Source organism: Blautia sp. BCRC 81119 (assembly GCF_003184505.1).
In the GTDB taxonomy this organism is placed as follows: domain Bacteria; phylum Bacillota; class Clostridia; order Lachnospirales; family Lachnospiraceae; genus Blautia_A; species Blautia_A fusiformis.
The window spans coordinates 100,335-116,870 of sequence record NZ_QJHD01000008.1 but is presented as its reverse complement, the minus strand read 5'-3'; the positions used below and the strand labels follow the sequence as shown (position 1 = coordinate 116,870).

Genomic DNA, 16,536 nt, shown 5'->3' with positions numbered 1-16,536 from the left:
TGATTCTGATTATATCATATCACCCCTCTCATTTACATCCCTTTATCCGGTCATTCTTCCGAAACAATTTCTTTTTTCACACGGGTAAAGTACAGAAAGAATCCGATGTTCAGAATGATTCCCACTGTGGTAGATACCGGTGCTGCAAGACCGATCTTTGTCAGGCTGGCATCCGGCTGGATACTCATAAAGTACGCCATTGGAAGTCGTACCAGAAGCGTCTGTACCAGGCCCTGGACCATAACCCAGATGGTCTGGTTGTTTCCATTGAAATAGCCTATCATACTGAACAGAACAGCCGTTACCAGTGTCTCCGGAGCAAACCCCTTCAGATAATCAAAGCCCTTTTGGATAACGCCGGCATCTGTGGAGAAGAATCCTGCCAGTACATCACCCTTCAGCAGGATCAGGATAAATACCAGGCATCCCACAGACAGGCCAACTCCAATTCCCGTAAGCATGGATTTTCTCGCACGTTTCGGCTTTCCTGCTCCTACGTTCTGTGAAACAAAGGAGGCCATGGACTGCATTAGGGAGCTTGGAACCAGCATGGCAAAGTTTACGATCTTACATGCAACTCCGTAACCGGAGGATGCTTCCAGACCCAGGCGATTGACAAATGCGCACAAGGCCAGGAATGAAATCTGGGTCAGGAATTCCTGAAGTGCCAGCGGCAGTCCGATCTTTAGAAAACGTCTGCACTGGGGATTCAACCGGAAATCTTTCTTTGTGATGGTAAAAGGAAGCTCCTTCTTTATCAGCAGAACTACTGCAAATACAACACTTAAGGCCTGAGCAGAAACCGTAGCAATAGCTGCTCCTGCTGCATCCATATGTAAGCCGGCTACCAGTACCAGGTCTCCGATCACATTTACAATACATGCCACCAGCACAAACAGCAGCGGAGATTTACTGTCACCAAGGCCACGGAAAATAGCAGACAGTAGGTTATACGCGACAATAAAGAAAATTCCGCTGCCACAGATCCGTACATAAGATGCAGTCAGCGCTACCGCTTCTTCCGGTGCCTGCATCAGCATGGAGATCGGATGTGCAAAGCCTACCATAACAATAAACAGCACGATAGAGATCATGGTAAAGACGATTGCAGCCCCACCGATAACGGAGCCGATCTGCTCCGGTCTTTTTTCTCCAAGATAACGTGCGATCAGAACTGTGATACCCATAGCAAACTGGATCACTACAAAGGTAACCAGATTCAGTACCTGACTTCCGGTGGAAACCGCTGACAATCCGGATGTGGAACCGAATCTTCCAACTACAAGAAGATCGACCGCACCATAGGCAGCCTGCAGGATCAGCGCACCGAGTACCGGCATCATAAATGCAACCAGCTTCTTCAGGATATTTCCCTGGGTAAAATCTGCCTTATCATTTGTCATAATGTTCCCTCCTGTCACACATGATCTGATAAAATTTCCCGATGGTCCGGATCATATTGTCTGCTTCTTCTTCGGAAATCTCTGAAAGATAGGGCGCCAGACTGCTGAAATAATCCTGATCATACTTCCTGGAAAGCATCTCTCCTTTTTCTGTTATGGAAATGTAAGTAACGCGCCCGTCATCCGGAGACGTAAGCTTCTGAAGATATCCCTTTGTCTCCATTTCTTTCACTGTTCTGGTAACACCCGGACGCGGAAGGTTCATGGCATCACTGATATCAGAGAGCCGGATATCCTTTTTTTCTCTCTGCAGAGAATGGATCACATCCAGATACTGTATGTAGGATGGCATCACCCCCTGAGGCAGTGGCGGAAGCATATCCCGGATCCGCTTTGCCTGATAAAACGCATCAAACATCCGCTTGATCTTTTCATTTGTCATAAAAAAACTCCTTATATAATTATCTTAGTTAATTACCATTGATAATTATACGAGGAATTTATGGTTTGTCAAGCATGTTTTATTTTTCTGTTACAGAGTAGCTTTCTATTACAGAGTAACTTTCTATTAATCTATGCTTCTAATGCCTCTTTCAGAGAAGCTTCAAAGATCTCAAGTCCTTTCTCCATCTGCTCATCGGTCATGGTAAGCGGTGCAAGGTTCAGATATCTGGCCTGTGCCATCACACGCTCTCGGCTTAAATGTTCTGCATCCAGAATAGAGGAAGACAGCTGCTCTGCGGCGTTTCTGTCCTTTTCCTCCAGCACGAGTTTCCGGCTGTCGTCGGTGACACTGGGATTTGTCAGAACTACGAATTCTCCTCCATGGATATAGTTATTCAATCCTGTATTCACTTTTGATGCACTGCAGGCAGTCTGCAAAATAGCACCATCGGACAAACTACTCCAGACCATTTTCCCCTGCTTTCAGTTTCAGAACTTCTGTAAGCTCCGGGATCTGCATCATATTTCTACAATTCATAAAACACTACTCCTCCCACTGATACTGCTTCATATCTACACATCCATTTGCCTTAAACTCCACACCCTCGTCTTCCAGAAGCATCTTCTGCTCTCTCCAGCCTGGTGCAGTACGCCCTGCATGGTTCACAACTCTGTGGCAGGGATACTTCCCGTAAAATTCTGCCATACCTAAGACTTTTCCTACAAGACGTGAATTTTTATCCCGCCCGATCAGCCGTGCGATCTGTCCGTAGGAGGCCACTTTTCCCTCAGGTATCTCTTCCACCACGGACAGTATCTCGTAGATTAAATCTTCATCCAGTATTTTTCCCATAATTATTCCTCCGAAATCCTGCTGGCAATTTTCATAGCATGCTTTCATAAATAAAATATCTGTCTTTTCGTGGACGCCTGTACCAGACCGTCCTCTCAGCCTGAGTTTTACAGTGCAGTTCCTTTCTTTGGAATAAACAAACGGCTCATATCTGTATGTTCCAGCTTAAGAAGTGAAATTTTTTTGTCAATTCCTCCGGCATAGCCCGTCAAGCTTCCATTTGTTCCTATGACTCGATGGCAGGGAATGATAATGGAAATTTCATTATGTCCAACCGCACCGCCTACTGCCTGGGCGGACATATGGGAAGTGTTTTTCATCACTGCAATTCTGCGCGCAATTTCTCCATATGTAATCGTCTGTCCATAGGGAATATCCAGTAAAATCTGCCACACTGCCTTTCTGAATGTTGAACCGTTCGGATGAAGTGGTGGAGTAAAGTTCGGTTCTTCACCGGAGAAATATACATCCAGCCATTTTTTTGCTTCTGTGAGAATTTTCGTTTCCTGTGGAACATAATCTTCCGGAAGTGTATTTGCAAAATATTTCTGTCCTTCAAACCACAAACCGGTAAGTCCGATTTCATCTGCAGCAAGTAAAATATCTCCGATTAGCGATTTATATTTGCATGTGTATACCATATTTTTCCCCCCCCCACATTCATTTATCTCTACAATATTTTCTATAGCATTCCTCTTAATTAACACAAATGTCACATGCGCGTCCCCTCTGCGATTTCCTCGACATTGTGAGTTTTATCCCAACAAGCAGCAGGAGATTGCTGATATTCTTGACAATTTATAATATTATACCATTTTTGTTTTGAACATGCTATAATGCTGTTGCTGCCGAACCTCCAGCTGAAAGGATGTAAAGTCCTATGACAAGTTCTATAATTACTTTCTTTGTTTCTGTTATGGCAACTGTGGCTAGGCTGGACAGAAACGACAGGCAGTAACAGCCTAAAGGATTAAACCACCTTACATAAACGGAACAAGAACCCCCGGAAGTCTCGACCACTTCCGGGGATTTTCGTATCAAATTCGTATCACGGGATCGTCAAACCCAGTGTTTTTCCTGCTTTTAAAAGTTTTTCAATACTCTCTCCACAACAATATAAAAAGCGGCAGAGCCTCTATTTTTGCAGGCTCTACCGCTTTCTATCTGAATTCCCCTCAAAAAATCTTTATATCAGAACAGTCCTGTGATCTTACCGCTCTCGTCTACGTCGATCTTGGTTGCTGCCGGTACTTTCGGAAGTCCTGGCATGGTCATGATCTCACCTGTCAGTGCAACAATAAATCCTGCACCTGCGGAAATCTTAAGATTTCTTACTGTTACCTCGAAATCTGTCGGAGCACCAAGCTTTGTCTGGTCGTCTGTTAAGCTGTACTGGGTCTTAGCTACACAGATCGGGCAGTTGCCAAATCCAAGTGCCTCCAGCTGTTTCGCCTGCTTCTGGGCATTTGCTGTAAGAACCACTTTCTTTCCACCATAAACCTTCTGTACGATCTGGTTCAGTTTGTCCTCGATGGAGCCTTCCAGCTCATAAGCATATGTGAAGTCATTCGGCTCTTCAACAAGACGGATTACTTCCTCAGCGAGCTTGATTCCGCCTTCGCCACCTTTTGCCCATACCTCTGAAAGTGCTACGTTTACGCCAAGCTCCTTGCATTTTGCTTCCACAAAATCAAGCTCTGCCTTGGTATCGGTCGGGAATGCGTTAATAGCTACCACACATGGGAGCTTATATACATTTTTGATATTGCTTACATGCTTCAGAAGGTTCGGGATACCTTTTTCAAGAGCCTCGAGGTTCTCATTGTTAAGATCCGCTTTTGCAACACCGCCATTATATTTCAGAGCACGTACGGTTGCTACGATAACAACGGCACTTGGTGTAAGACCTGCCATACGGCACTTGATATCCAGGAATTTCTCAGCTCCAAGATCAGCACCGAATCCAGCCTCTGTGATGGCATAATCAGCAAGCTTCATAGCCATCTTTGTAGCTGTTACGGAGTTACATCCGTGAGCGATGTTTGCGAATGGTCCGCCGTGAACGATTGCCGGAACATGCTCCAGTGTCTGAACAAGGTTTGGTTTCAGGGCATCCTTCAGAAGTGCTGTCATAGCACCCTCTGCGTGAAGATCTCCTGCTGTTACCGGTTTCTGCTCAGCAACCTTGCCATAAGTGTATCCGATGATGATTCTGGAAAGTCTCTCTTTCAGATCTTTGATATCACTTGCCAGACAGAGAACTGCCATGATCTCAGATGCTACGGTAATGTCATATCCGTCCTCACGCGGCATACCGTTTGTTCTTCCGCCAAGTCCATCTACTACATTACGAAGCTGACGGTCGTTCATATCCACGCAACGTCTCCAGGTGATCTTTCTTGGGTCGATGTTCAGCTCATTTCCCTGGAAAATATGGTTGTCGATCATTGCTGCAAGAAGGTTGTTTGCCGCACCGATTGCATGGAAATCACCGGTAAAATGAAGGTTGATATCCTCCATCGGAACTACCTGTGCATAGCCGCCGCCTGCCGCACCACCTTTGACACCGAATACCGGTCCCAGGGATGGCTCACGAAGAGCTACCATAACATTTTTTCCAAGTCTCTGCATTCCATCTGCAAGACCTACCGTTGTAGTTGTTTTTCCTTCCCCGGCCGGTGTCGGGTTGATAGCTGTCACAAGAATCAGTTTGCCGTCTTTTTTGTCTGTTTCTTTCAGGAGATTATAGTCGATCTTTGCTTTGTATTTACCATACTGCTCCAGATATTTGTCATCAATACCTGCTTTCTCTGCAATCTTGGTAATTGGCTCCATTGTGCACTCCTGTGCAATCTCGATGTCACTTTTAAATCCCATAATGTTCTCCTTTCTCCGCTGCAACCGTCTGCATCTTTTATCCCATAAAAAAGAGCAGTATCTGAAGTTTTTCAAATACTGCCCAGACGGTCGACTCATCGAATCTCCGGCTCCCTCGTGGTTATCCCACAACTCCGTCAGTCACCGAAGACTTTATTAATTTGATGATTGAATACTAACATATTTATTAGTACTTGTCAAGAAATTATCAAATTATTTTTTCACTTTTAAAGTGAGCTAAGTCTAATTTTCTGAATCATTTCCGTTCTATGTATTAGTTTTCTCTCCAACATTCGTACATATCTTTTTTCATCAAATCCTCTGTTATTTAATCGTATCTTGTACTGGTCATCCGTTAATGCGACTGTCCAGACGCCATAAACATATTACCACACTTATGAAATCAAATCTGCAAATCCTGTAGATACCAGGAATAATATCAGCATTACAACCGGCACTACATAACGGATCATAAAGCGATATAACCCTGCCCGTTTGAAGTGTTCCCCATTTCGTTCCACTTCTCCTATGATCCAGTCAGGGCCGATCACCCAGCCGATCAGAATACTTGTCAAAAGTGAGATAAACGGCATCAGAAAACTGTTGCTGATATAATCCATCACATCCAGCAGCTGTCCAACGGAACCATTTGGCAGTTTAAGTTCAAAATACAGTTTGTTATAACCAAGGCAGATCAGCACTGCTGTAACAAGAGAATAGATTCCGACAGCACCACACATTTTCTTACGGGGTTTGTGATAGAGTTCCATGCAGTTTGCAACCAGTGTCTCCATGACAGACACGCAGGAAGTCAGTGCCGCAAATCCCATCATCAGGAAAAATGCAATTGCCACCGGACGGCCAAATACTCCCATGGCATCAAAAACCTTTGGCAGTGAGATAAATATCAGGCTTGGGCCGGAAGCCATTCCATCCTTTCCGAGAAATACAAAAACAGCCGGTATGATCATCATTCCTGCAAGAAACGCAACGCCGGTATCAAAGATCTCAATCTGATTTGTTGCTTTATTTAAATTAACTTCATTTTTCACATAAGAACCATATGTGATCATGATTCCCATAGATACACTTAAGGAAAAGAATAACTGGCTCATCGCATCCAGAAGGATCTCCAGGAAGCGTTTTACCGTCAATCCATGAAAATCCGGTTTGAGGTAAACAGCCAGCCCCTGCATACCGGTGCGGACAGTTCCATCCGTATCAGTATGGGACAGTGTCAGTGAAAAAATCGCAATGATCACAATCAGAAGAATCAGCCCCGGCATAATGATCCTGGAAAACTTTTCGATTCCCTTTTCCACACCACGAAATACGATCCAGGCAGTCAGTGCCAGAAAGATCAGCATAAATACAACGGGTGCAATATCTGATGTAATAAATGATGTAAAGTATACATCTGAAGCCGCATCTTTCCCATCAGAAATAATATAAGTAAAAAAATATTTTACAATCCATCCACCGATAACAGAATAATAGGTCATGATCAATGCCGGAACCATAAACGTTAAATGTCCTAAAAATTTCCACTTTGGATCAAGAGATTCAAAAGCCCTCAATGCATTTTTCTTTGTCTTTCTCCCAAGTGCTACATCCGTTGTCAACAGTACAAATCCAAAAGTCAGTACCAGTACCAGATAAACCAGCAGGAAAAGTCCTCCGCCATCTTTGGCACAGAGATATGGAAATCTCCAGATATTTCCAACTCCTACTGCACTTCCGGCTGCCGCCAGGACAAAGCCTATTGAGCCGGAAAAGCTACTTCCTTTTTCTTTCATTTCAATTTCCCCTCTTCAAGTATATATTTGATATAGGCTGAAACCTTCAGCCTAACAGCCATATCTTACCTTAAATAAAGATAAGTGCAAATGGCAGAAGTTTCTTTTTACGAAATTTTATCTCAAAAAAGTTTCTTACTACTTTACAAAATACCGGTTTTTCCGATATAATCGTATACAATAAAAATTAATAAGAAAAATAGATAGTATGAGGAAACAAAATGAGTAATTTTACCTGTTATGTAGGTGAACAAATAAGAAAATACCGAAAAGCCGGAAAGATGACTCTGCAGGATCTGGCAGATGCCATCCATAAAAGTCGAGCTACCGTATGCAAATATGAAAATGGAGATATCTCCGTTGATATCGAAACTTTGTATGATATCAGCCAGATTCTCCAGGTATCTATGTCCCAGCTTACCACTGGTCTTCCTGAAACAGCCAGTAAACCGTCCAATGCACCGGGAAAAGGACAAAAAAGCCCATTTTTTCAGGCACAGCGGCTATATTTTTACTTTTACGATGGACGCTATCAGCGTACGAAGGATGGCGTCATCGATATTTATGAAAAAAAAGGCGAATCCGGAAAATACGAAGCAACCTTAACGATCTGTTCTGTTTCTGCCAACGGAAGAAGCAGTGAGATTTTTTACACCGGAAAAGTTCTTTACAGTGATATGCTGATCCGTTTTTCCTTTGTAAATCAGTATAACCCACTGGAAGAAGATCTCCTGTACATTTTTAATCCTCTGGAGCTTCGAGATTTTACAACAGGACTTTTGTGTGGGATTTCCAGTGCGGATCTGATGCCCTGCGCATTCAAATGTGTGATCACTTTAAAACCACAAGAGCTTACCGAAGCGTTCCGCCACCAGCTGCTTTTTACAAAAAAAGATCTGAAGCGCTGGGAACAGCTGAATATGTTACTGATAGATAATATGGAAAAGTAGTTTTCTGCAAAAAACGGTACACCTTATATTTTATAAGCTGTACCGTTTTCGTATTTTTCTGTATCAGGGTTTGCCTGCAAACCCACACCGGATCGCCTGTGTCGGACATATCTTTTTACATCTTCCACATCGGATACATTCTGTACTGTTTGGATTTTCCGTCGGATCGACCTCCATCTGGCAGATATTCCTGCATTTTCCGCAGTGAACACATTTTTCTTTATCTACTCTGTAACGAAAAACGGAAACTTTATTAAATACCGAATAAAAAGCTCCCAGCGGACAGATATACTTACAGAATGGCCGGTATATCATAATTGATAAGATAATGGTGATCACCAGGATTGTATTTTTCCACATGTACAGCCAGCCTACTGCACTTCGCATGGATTTGTTCAGCAGCACCAGAGGGATACCTCCTTCCAGTGTTCCTGCCGGGCAGATCAGCTTGCAGAAATATGGTGCTCCCTGGCCCATGATATCTACTACAAACATGGGAAGTATGATCACAAATACAAGAAAGATCACATATTTCAGTTTTCGCAGAAGCTTATCTCCCCGAAATGTCCGGATCTTCTTTGGAAAAGGAATCTTGTTCAACAGATCCTGGATCAGTCCAAAGGGGCAGAGAAATCCGCACACCAGTCTTCCAAGCAACGCTCCTACAAAGATCAGAAATCCAGCTACATAATATGCCATCTTGAAGTTCCAGCTTCCGATCACAGCCTGAAGGGAACCAATGGGACAGGCCCCTCTTGCCCCGGGGCAGGAATAACAGTTCAGCCCCGGAACACAGACATTTTTCAGTTTTCCGGTATAGATCTTTCCAGTCACAAAGCCTGATATGTGACTGTTTGTAAGGGCCGCCCACAATGCCTGGATCCCATGCCGCGGCCATTCATTTATTTTCATCTTCTTATTATCCAATGCCAATACACTCCATACAGATGTTGATCGCTTTTGTAAAAACTACAGACACTTCGCCCCTGCAGATTCCCAGTATCATCAGTAAAATTCCCAAAACCGCCAGAGCAGGTCCGATCCACCTGGATTCTGTTATTTTCCGAATCATTTTTCCACTCTCCATAATGATCATCTTTTACTTTGAAACGTTTTTAAGCTCTTTTTCCACGATTTCCTTCCATTCGTCCAGTGTATGGCTTCCTGTATAGGTATCGCCTACAATGTTTCCATCTTTGTCAACAAAAAATGTTTCAGGAAATGCGGAAATCCCCTGCAGACGGCCGTTCATCATAGTAGTATCCGGTATCAGGAACGGATATTTTGCTTTTGTTTTTTCCTGAAGAATGCCTGCTTTTTTTACAGCCTCTTCGTCCTGATTTCCCTTTTCATCTGTAGTATCAAGCACCACGCCTGCTACTCCGACGCCTTTATCTTTCATTTCTTTATAGAGCTCCTGAAGTTCCGGGATTTCTTTTACGCATGGTGAGCACCAGGTTGTAAAAACATTTACCAGCGTCAGGTCATAGTCACTGAATACTTTTTCTGTATATGTTTTTCCATCTATTCCTGTTGTTTCAAATTTTCCTACAGATTTTACATCCTCCGGGTTGACGCTGGTATCCTGTGGCTGGTCAAACACAGAAATATTCTGATACGGTGTCATTTCCGTAATGTCGGTTTTGATCTTTTCCAGCTCCTTTGTCAGCTTTTCATCTGCATCTTTGTTGGTGCTCAGATAATATTTGTATTTCCCGTCACTGCTGCTTCCAAGCTCTTTATGCTCTGTACAGCCAGTGATCTCATCCAGCTTTTTCTGTGAAGCTTCGTCATAAACGCCAATTGTGCCAATTCTGTCCAGACCTGCCACCCAGTCGTCATATCCGGTTCCCATCTTCTGTATTTCGGCATTTTTCTGTTCCTCTGTCATTTTGCTCCAGCTTACATAGGCATATGTCACTGCGTTGGTCTGATTCTCAAAATCTTCCGTGGTAAGCATTGCAATGCTCTGGTCCTTGATCTGCTTTAACAGCTCCTTCGAAAGCGAAAGCTTCAGTCCCAGAAACGGATATTCATAAGAATCCTGTGCCTTGCAGGTTACGTCGGAAGGCTTAAATGTACCTGCTACCAGATCTGATGAAACTGCCTCTCCATCCACCGCCATTGCCTCTCCGATCTCTGCTGTTTCCGTGCTTTCTGCCGCTGTTACCGGTACGCTTCCAAATGCAGATATTCCTAATACCGCTGCTGCCATAAGTGCTGTTATTTTCTGTGTTCTTAATTTCATTGTTTATATTCTCCCTTCTGATATCACCGGCCCATATCCGGAACCGGCGTATATTTTATATGTTAATTTTGTTCTCTGTAGCCTTACTATATCATCCCCTGTATAAAATCTCTGTTAAGAAATAAAAAAATTTACAGGAATTTTATGCTATACATGATATGATAGATAACAAAGCAAAATCAACTGTTTTTTAGGAGAATTTATTATGCATATATTGATAATCGAAGATGAAAAGCAGCTCTGCCAGTCTATTGCGGAGGGACTTCGCATGGATGGCTATGAAGCGGACACATGTTTTGACGGGGATGAAGGACTGGAATTATGTCTGGTGGAAAATTATGATCTCATCCTTCTTGATCTGAACCTTCCAGGCGTTGATGGTCTGGAAATCCTGCGCCAGTTTCGGGAATCCGATACTTCCACTCCCGTTTTGATCCTCTCTGCCAGAGGACAGATCCAGGACAAGGTTGAAGGGCTTGATCTCGGTGCCAATGACTATCTCACAAAGCCTTTTCATTTTGAAGAGCTGGAGGCACGGATCCGAAGTCTGACACGAAGGAAATTTATCCAGCAGGATGTATGTCTGCAATGCGGACGTATCAGCTTTGATACCCGTACAAGAAAGGCCAGTATCGATGGACTTCCTCTTTCTCTGACCCGAAAGGAAAGTTCTCTTCTGGAATATTTCCTTCTTCATCAGAACCGTATCATAAGCCCAGAAGAAATGATCGAGCATATCTGGGACGGAAGCGTCAACAGTCTCAGCAATTCCATTCGTGTCCACATTTCTTCTCTTCGAAAAAAGCTGCGCACGGCTCTCGGCTTTGATCCAATACAGAATAAGATCGGCCAGGGTTACATTTTAACGGAGGATATACAATGAAAAAAATAACCGGAAAGCTTTCTCTTCAATGGCGTCTGACACTGATCACCGCACTGCTTATGACAGTCACCTGCATTCTGATGTATTTTTTTATCAGCCAGTCTGCAGTTGCCGGAATGGAGGATCTGGGAGATTACATGATACGGATCGATAACACAGATTCTACTCCCATCACCTTTAATATGAATCCCTCCGTCTTATTTCCGGAGCTTTCCGATCAGCTGCAGCTGACCAAAAAACTTTTTCTCACCAAAGGACTCATGGTAACAGGGATCATCATCCTTCTCAGCAGCATCTGCACTTATTTTATCAGCCGTCAGGCATTACTTCCGCTTCGCAGACTCAGCCAGGAGGTAAACCAAATAGAGGTCCAGAACCTTTCAGAGGCTCTTGAAGTTCCTGCTACCAATGACGAAATTTCCCGCCTGACAATTTCATTTAACAAAATGCTCGCACGCCTGGATGAGGCCTTTACTGCCCAGAAGCAGTTTTCTGCCAATGCAGCCCATGAGCTGAGGACTCCTCTTGCCGTTATCCAGACAAATCTGGAGGTCTTTGCCCGCAGGGAAGCACCTGCTTTAAAAGATTATCAGGAGATTTTTGCCATGCTCCAGGAACAGACCGGGCGACTTTCCCATCTGGCTGAAATCCTCCTGGATATGACCGGTGTACAGACTGTTGAACGTTCCGAAAGGATCTCTCTGGCAGCACTGACGGATGAGGTTTTCTGCGACCTGGCTTCTGTAGCGGAACAGAAGGATGTTGAACTGATCCAGCAGGAGGGGGACTGCATTATTACCGGAAGCTATCTGCTGCTGTATCGCGCTGTGTACAATCTTGTGGAAAATGCGATCAAATACAATCACTCCGGTGGAAAAGTAACCGTAAATATCCATCTTTCCGAAGAAATAACAGATACATCCACGTCGGTCAATTATGTCTTTCTTGAAGTCTCCGACACCGGGATCGGCATTCCTCCCGAATATCAAGAAAAAATCTTCACCCCGTTTTTCCGTGTAGATAAATCAAGAAGCCGCGCTATGGGAGGTGCCGGCCTGGGGCTTGCACTTGTCAGTGAAATTGTCCGACAGCATAACGGACAGGTAAAAGTACTGGAAAGCAGCAAAAAAGGCAGCATGATTGCAATTATTCTGCCAGTCTGAACATGTTTGTATTACATTTACTTTATATGCTCATGAACGCAATCGCTTTGCGATCTGCGTTCAAATCCGAGTATATTTTCTCAACAATACTGTCTGTATCCATTTCGCAGGTAATAGCCTGTTCCCTGAGAACTGAAGAAAAATCTTTTTCTCTCCACCATCTGCGCATATCTTTTTCACCAAATTCTCTGTTTCTTGTATTATGTCGTCTCACGGTTTCTTCGAACGACAGATCAAAATAAACAGTCAAAAACAATATCTGATTTTCTCATCCTTTCGTTATCCTAGCAGAAATATCTGATTCCGGCAACTCAAAAAAAGCCTGGAAGAAATCAGCCACAGGCATTTTATTTCTTCCAGGTTTTTCTGTTTTCTGATTCTCAGTCAGCTGTCTTTGATCCGGCAGCTGATACAGCTCTGCATCCAGTTACATTCAGACTTATTCTGCCTGTGGTTTGCTTACCTGTGCTGTATCATTCTTTACTCCGGCAGATTTTTCGGCATGCTCTTTCACAAGATTCCGTCCAAGTAGAGTCAGGCATACCAATGCGATCACTGCAAAAACAGCTCCGATCCCAAATACCACGTTCATCTCATAACCTTTGCTACTCACCAGACCGGAGATCGCCGGTGCGCCAAAGGTTGCAAATACAATGCCGAACATGACAAATCCGTAATTCTCCCCGGTGTGCTTCATTCCGAAAATAGAGCTTGTCAGGGACGGGAAGCTTCCCATGATGCCGCCGTAGCAGCCGTACATCAGCACAACAGCAACCGTTACTGCCAGGGATCTTGATACAGCGAGAACTCCCATAGCGATCACTGCCACGATCAGCACTCCTTTGATGCAGACGATCCTTCCCACTTTATCTGCCAGTGTCGGAAGCACCAGTCTTGCTCCCGCATTGACAATGGATCCAAGCATAACGGCGCTGACTGCCACTGCAGACGGGATCCCAAGGTCGATCTGGTAGGTCTGGGATACCGGTGAAACCATAAAATAAGAAATCAGTCCAAAGAACATGGTCGCAAGAAGAAGATAAAAATTTCTTGTACGCATCATCTCTCCGGATGTATACTGCTTCATCTCCGATGTTCCGGACTTTGCCGCAGAGCCACCTGCGTTCACCAGACTCTTATCGGGTGCCTGAAAAAAGATGCCGCACAGAATCCAGGAAACTGCGATGGCTGCCCCAATGATCAGAAAGGTTTTCTGCACACCCTCTGCCTCCAGCAGCTTTCGACTCAGCGGCGCCAGGAAAAATCCGCAAAGTCCGTTGGCAGTTACCACAACGCCGGAAGCAAATCCGGTACGGTCCGGGAACCATCTCTGCACAGTTGCCAAGATCACCGTGTAGATCATTCCCTGTCCAAATCCCTGCATCACGCCATAGGACAGATACATAGGAAGCGGTGTAGGAACGATCAGAAATGCAGATGCCAGGATTCCTGCCGCAAAGATCCCGCCTCCGATCCATACAATCGTCTTTTCCTTAAAGCGGTTCTGCATCCTTCCGCCTACGATATTTCCGAATACAAAGGTGCTCAGTGCCAGATAAAAGCACATGGATGCCTGTCCCTGACTCCAGCCTGCCTGCTCCATCACATAGGGCTGGTAAATAGACCATACATGGGGATATCCGGTAAAAAAGATCGCGAAAGCTCCAAATATCATAGTCAGCAGACGCTGTTTTTTCTGTATTCCTGTCATAATTTCCTCCTCTGAAAAAGATTTCAGGCCTGCTCTATATTCTCTGCTCACAGAATGCAGCCTGTTTCTGTACACACGATCTGCACGTTTTCCTGCACATTAGCTCCGCTTATCTTTGATATTTTCGTATTTGCGTGCCTTTTCTCTTTGTTTGCGTGTTAAATGCGTGTTAATTATGTTGTGTGTATGTTATCACACGCAGTCTGATTATGCAATATAAATTTACAGCTTTTTCTGTTTTCTCGTTTTTGTCCAAATTTTCCTGTTATTTCTTTGTATATTATTCACAATGGCTGTATTTCAAGCACGCATATGCACGCACATGTTTTTTATTTAAAAATACCGTCTTTATACGTTTTTTCATTTTATATTTCTTTATTTACGCAAAAAAGCACGCCATGTTGCAGGCGTGCTTTCGTAATTTTCTATGATTTCTGTTTCTTATTTGATTATCTTCAGCTCATATTCCCTGATTCCCAGGCCGATCTTTTCTGCCTGATCCAGGGTTGCCTTCCACTCAATATTCGGATTGGAATCCTTAAAGTGGTCATGGTGACAGTGCCATCCCGGCTCTGCCAGATGCTCTCCAAGCTGGCTGTTGGCGATCGGTGTTGCCTTCAGGCAGGCATCTGCACAGGCCTGATCCAGTGCAACCGGGTCAAAGCTTGCGAACATTCCGATATCCGGAAGGATCGGCGCATCATTTTCACCATGGCAGTCACAGTTAGGGCTGATATCCTGTACCAGTGCAATATGGAAATGGGGACGTCCGTGACAGACAGCCTGTGCATACTCTGCCATCTTGCGATCAAGAAGCTCGTTTGCACTGCTATTCGGATTGTATACGGCATCATAGCTGCAGGCCCCGATACAACGACCACAGCCTTTGCATTTATCGTAATCAATAACTGCTTTCTTGTTTACATATGTAATCGCATCACTTCCGCACTCTTTCGCACAACGGCGGCAGCCACGACAGACTTCTTCATTGATGGCCGGCTTTCCGCTGGCATGCTGCTGCATCTTTCCGGCACGGCTTCCGCATCCCATACCGATATTCTTCAGAGCACCGCCAAAGCCGGTTGTCTCATGTCCCTTGAAGTGGCTGAGACTGATAAAAATATCTGCGTCCATGATAGCATGGCCGATCAGGGCAGTTTTACAGTATTCTCCGTTCACTACCGGAACTTCTACTTCATCGGTTCCTCGAACTCCGTCACCGATGATGATCTGACATCCGGTTGTGATCGTGTTAAATCCATTAAGATTTGCACAGTCCAAATGCTCCAGTGCGTTCTTTCTGCTTCCCGGATAAAGGGTATTACAATCTGTCAAGAACGGCATTCCGCCCTGCTCCTTACAGAGATCTGCTACTACCTTTGCATAGTTCGGACGAAGGAATGCCATATTTCCAAGCTCTCCGAAATGCATCTTGATGGCTACGAATTTTCCATCCATATCGATATCTTTGATTCCTGCGGCAACGCAGAGTTTTTTCAGTTTGTCCAGCTGGCTGGTTCCCACCGGACAACGAAAATCAGTGAAATAAACTGTTGATTTTTCCATTCTGGTTTTTCTCCTGCTGATTCTTTTTATGTAATTACATTTATTTAAACTCTACACGTTTTTTCTGTTTCTGTCAACGGATACTCGCATTCGTAAAATTCCATCTATTTCTCCCATATTCCTTTACAAAATCCTTCATCTTATTACCCACGGAAAAGAACCTGGGAAAAATAACGGATCATTCCGTCGCTGGTCCAGCATAGCATTCCTGCAGCGTCTGCCATTTTCTGTGCATCCACACAGTAAGCGGACATGCAGGAATTATGTTTATAAGGTCCCGCACTCATGATCAGAAGATCAGTTATTCCCTCTTCTTTCATCTTCTCTGCCAGCTGTTCTGTCAGTTTGTTATGAGCAAGTTTTGCCTTTTTGTAGTCCATAAGGCCATCCTGCATTGTCTGGAGTATCAGCGTTTTTTCATATTTCAGCGCATGCTCTTTCATCTCCTCTACAGTGCCGCTCTGTGGTGGACATGCCGGGTTTTTATCATAATTCCCGCAAAGATTGTCCTCGCAGAAAACCCGGTATTCCGGCACAAATACAAGCTGATCGGTACTTATGACCGCTGCGTCGGAAAAACCAAGAGCTTTTGCTTCTTCAATAAGATTCATTTTTTCTCTCCTGTGTTTTTTTCTTTTATAG

16 protein-coding genes and 1 riboswitch are annotated in these 16,536 nt (G+C 44.2%); of the genes, 3 read left to right on the top strand and 13 right to left on the bottom strand.

What is annotated here, in order from left to right:
* Positions 1-50 precede the first annotated feature (50 nt).
* The 7 genes from DMI82_RS06880 to DMI82_RS06850 form a co-directional block, all read right to left on the bottom strand.
* Complete coding sequence (locus tag DMI82_RS06880) at positions 51-1,403, bottom strand: MATE family efflux transporter (protein ID WP_110102911.1); 1,353 nt, start codon at positions 1,401-1,403, stop codon at positions 51-53.
* Positions 1,393-1,845 (bottom strand): MarR family winged helix-turn-helix transcriptional regulator, encoded by a 453-nt coding sequence (locus DMI82_RS06875; RefSeq protein WP_110102910.1) that lies wholly within the window; start codon positions 1,843-1,845, stop codon positions 1,393-1,395. Before DMI82_RS06875 ends, DMI82_RS06880 begins: the two co-directional genes overlap by 11 nt.
* 131 nt (positions 1,846-1,976) lie before the next feature.
* Positions 1,977-2,318, bottom strand: a complete 342-nt coding sequence (locus DMI82_RS06870) for a hypothetical protein (RefSeq protein WP_129976074.1) — start codon at positions 2,316-2,318, stop codon at positions 1,977-1,979.
* Positions 2,319-2,391: 73 nt separating this feature from the next.
* Complete coding sequence (locus tag DMI82_RS06865) at positions 2,392-2,700, bottom strand: MGMT family protein (protein WP_015527257.1); 309 nt, start codon at positions 2,698-2,700, stop codon at positions 2,392-2,394.
* A gap of 107 nt (positions 2,701-2,807) precedes the next feature.
* Complete coding sequence (locus tag DMI82_RS06860; RefSeq protein WP_110102908.1) at positions 2,808-3,341, bottom strand: methylated-DNA--[protein]-cysteine S-methyltransferase; 534 nt, start codon at positions 3,339-3,341, stop codon at positions 2,808-2,810.
* Positions 3,342-3,891: 550 nt separating this feature from the next.
* Positions 3,892-5,577 (bottom strand): formate--tetrahydrofolate ligase, encoded by a 1,686-nt coding sequence (locus tag DMI82_RS06855; protein WP_092068491.1) that lies wholly within the window; start codon positions 5,575-5,577, stop codon positions 3,892-3,894.
* Between the two features lie 73 nt (positions 5,578-5,650).
* Positions 5,651-5,732, bottom strand: a riboswitch (ZMP/ZTP riboswitch).
* 240 nt (positions 5,733-5,972) lie between these two features.
* Positions 5,973-7,373 (bottom strand): sodium-dependent transporter, encoded by a 1,401-nt coding sequence (locus tag DMI82_RS06850; protein WP_021652983.1) that lies wholly within the window; start codon positions 7,371-7,373, stop codon positions 5,973-5,975.
* A 221-nt stretch (positions 7,374-7,594) separates the two neighbouring features.
* On the opposite strand from DMI82_RS06850, the gene DMI82_RS06845 reads away from it, so the two are divergent.
* Positions 7,595-8,323 carry a helix-turn-helix domain-containing protein gene (locus DMI82_RS06845; RefSeq protein ID WP_110102907.1) on the top strand — a complete coding sequence of 243 codons (729 nt, stop codon included), beginning with the start codon at positions 7,595-7,597 and terminating at the stop codon, positions 8,321-8,323.
* A 63-nt stretch (positions 8,324-8,386) separates the two neighbouring features.
* On the opposite strand, the gene DMI82_RS06840 is transcribed toward DMI82_RS06845, so the two are convergent.
* The 3 genes from DMI82_RS06840 to DMI82_RS06830 are packed head-to-tail and all read right to left on the bottom strand — an operon-like array spanning position 8,387 to position 10,571.
* On the bottom strand, positions 8,387-9,235 hold the full coding sequence (locus DMI82_RS06840; RefSeq protein ID WP_110102924.1) for a 4Fe-4S binding protein: 849 nt from the start codon (positions 9,233-9,235) through the stop codon (positions 8,387-8,389).
* A gap of 7 nt (positions 9,236-9,242) precedes the next feature.
* Positions 9,243-9,395 (bottom strand): CD1871A family CXXC motif-containing protein, encoded by a 153-nt coding sequence (locus DMI82_RS06835; RefSeq protein WP_092068499.1) that lies wholly within the window; start codon positions 9,393-9,395, stop codon positions 9,243-9,245.
* Between the two features lie 27 nt (positions 9,396-9,422).
* Positions 9,423-10,571, bottom strand: coding sequence for a TlpA family protein disulfide reductase (locus DMI82_RS06830; protein ID WP_021652979.1), 1,149 nt, complete (start codon positions 10,569-10,571; stop codon positions 9,423-9,425).
* Positions 10,572-10,776: 205 nt separating this feature from the next.
* Between DMI82_RS06830 and DMI82_RS06825 the strand changes: the two genes are divergently transcribed.
* Together DMI82_RS06825 and DMI82_RS06820 are read left to right on the top strand one after the other, a co-directional pair.
* On the top strand, positions 10,777-11,454 hold the full coding sequence (locus tag DMI82_RS06825) for a response regulator transcription factor (protein ID WP_015527267.1): 678 nt from the start codon (positions 10,777-10,779) through the stop codon (positions 11,452-11,454).
* Positions 11,451-12,617: a sensor histidine kinase gene (locus DMI82_RS06820; protein ID WP_110102906.1), complete on the top strand. Its 1,167-nt coding sequence runs from the start codon at positions 11,451-11,453 to the stop codon at positions 12,615-12,617. The genes DMI82_RS06825 and DMI82_RS06820 overlap by 4 nt, the downstream gene beginning before the upstream one ends.
* Before the next feature lie 439 nt (positions 12,618-13,056).
* On the opposite strand, the gene DMI82_RS06810 is transcribed toward DMI82_RS06820, so the two are convergent.
* The 3 genes from DMI82_RS06810 to DMI82_RS06800 all read right to left on the bottom strand — a co-directional run bounded on the left by DMI82_RS06810 (position 13,057) and on the right by DMI82_RS06800 (position 16,505).
* Complete coding sequence (locus DMI82_RS06810) at positions 13,057-14,328, bottom strand: MFS transporter (RefSeq protein ID WP_110102923.1); 1,272 nt, start codon at positions 14,326-14,328, stop codon at positions 13,057-13,059.
* A 441-nt stretch (positions 14,329-14,769) separates the two neighbouring features.
* The gene (locus DMI82_RS06805; protein ID WP_110102904.1) at positions 14,770-15,894 is read right to left on the bottom strand and encodes a DUF362 domain-containing protein; all 1,125 of its coding nucleotides are present in this window, start codon (positions 15,892-15,894) and stop codon (positions 14,770-14,772) included.
* 143 nt (positions 15,895-16,037) lie between these two features.
* Positions 16,038-16,505, bottom strand: coding sequence for a DUF2284 domain-containing protein (locus tag DMI82_RS06800; RefSeq protein ID WP_110102903.1), 468 nt, complete (start codon positions 16,503-16,505; stop codon positions 16,038-16,040).
* Positions 16,506-16,536 lie beyond the last annotated feature (31 nt).

What these genes read in the sequence shown, in the direction of transcription:
- DMI82_RS06835 (WP_092068499.1), bottom strand. Translation starts at nt 9,395, where the DNA reads ATGATTCGGAAAATAACAGAATCCAGGTGGATCGGACCTGCTCTGGCG.
- DMI82_RS06830 (WP_021652979.1), bottom strand. Translation starts at nt 10,571, where the DNA reads ATGAAATTAAGAACACAGAAAATAACAGCACTTATGGCAGCAGCGGTA.
- DMI82_RS06810 (WP_110102923.1), bottom strand. Translation starts at nt 14,328, where the DNA reads ATGACAGGAATACAGAAAAAACAGCGTCTGCTGACTATGATATTTGGA.
- DMI82_RS06850 (WP_021652983.1), bottom strand. Translation starts at nt 7,373, where the DNA reads ATGAAAGAAAAAGGAAGTAGCTTTTCCGGCTCAATAGGCTTTGTCCTG.
- DMI82_RS06860 (WP_110102908.1), bottom strand. Translation starts at nt 3,341, where the DNA reads ATGGTATACACATGCAAATATAAATCGCTAATCGGAGATATTTTACTT.
- DMI82_RS06865 (WP_015527257.1), bottom strand. Translation starts at nt 2,700, where the DNA reads ATGGGAAAAATACTGGATGAAGATTTAATCTACGAGATACTGTCCGTG.
- DMI82_RS06820 (WP_110102906.1), top strand. Translation starts at nt 11,451, where the DNA reads ATGAAAAAAATAACCGGAAAGCTTTCTCTTCAATGGCGTCTGACACTG.
- DMI82_RS06855 (WP_092068491.1), bottom strand. Translation starts at nt 5,577, where the DNA reads ATGGGATTTAAAAGTGACATCGAGATTGCACAGGAGTGCACAATGGAG.
- DMI82_RS06880 (WP_110102911.1), bottom strand. Translation starts at nt 1,403, where the DNA reads ATGACAAATGATAAGGCAGATTTTACCCAGGGAAATATCCTGAAGAAG.
- DMI82_RS06800 (WP_110102903.1), bottom strand. Translation starts at nt 16,505, where the DNA reads ATGAATCTTATTGAAGAAGCAAAAGCTCTTGGTTTTTCCGACGCAGCG.
- DMI82_RS06870 (WP_129976074.1), bottom strand. Translation starts at nt 2,318, where the DNA reads ATGGTCTGGAGTAGTTTGTCCGATGGTGCTATTTTGCAGACTGCCTGC.
- DMI82_RS06825 (WP_015527267.1), top strand. Translation starts at nt 10,777, where the DNA reads ATGCATATATTGATAATCGAAGATGAAAAGCAGCTCTGCCAGTCTATT.
- DMI82_RS06845 (WP_110102907.1), top strand. Translation starts at nt 7,595, where the DNA reads ATGAGTAATTTTACCTGTTATGTAGGTGAACAAATAAGAAAATACCGA.
- DMI82_RS06840 (WP_110102924.1), bottom strand. Translation starts at nt 9,235, where the DNA reads ATGAAAATAAATGAATGGCCGCGGCATGGGATCCAGGCATTGTGGGCG.
- DMI82_RS06805 (WP_110102904.1), bottom strand. Translation starts at nt 15,894, where the DNA reads ATGGAAAAATCAACAGTTTATTTCACTGATTTTCGTTGTCCGGTGGGA.
- DMI82_RS06875 (WP_110102910.1), bottom strand. Translation starts at nt 1,845, where the DNA reads ATGACAAATGAAAAGATCAAGCGGATGTTTGATGCGTTTTATCAGGCA.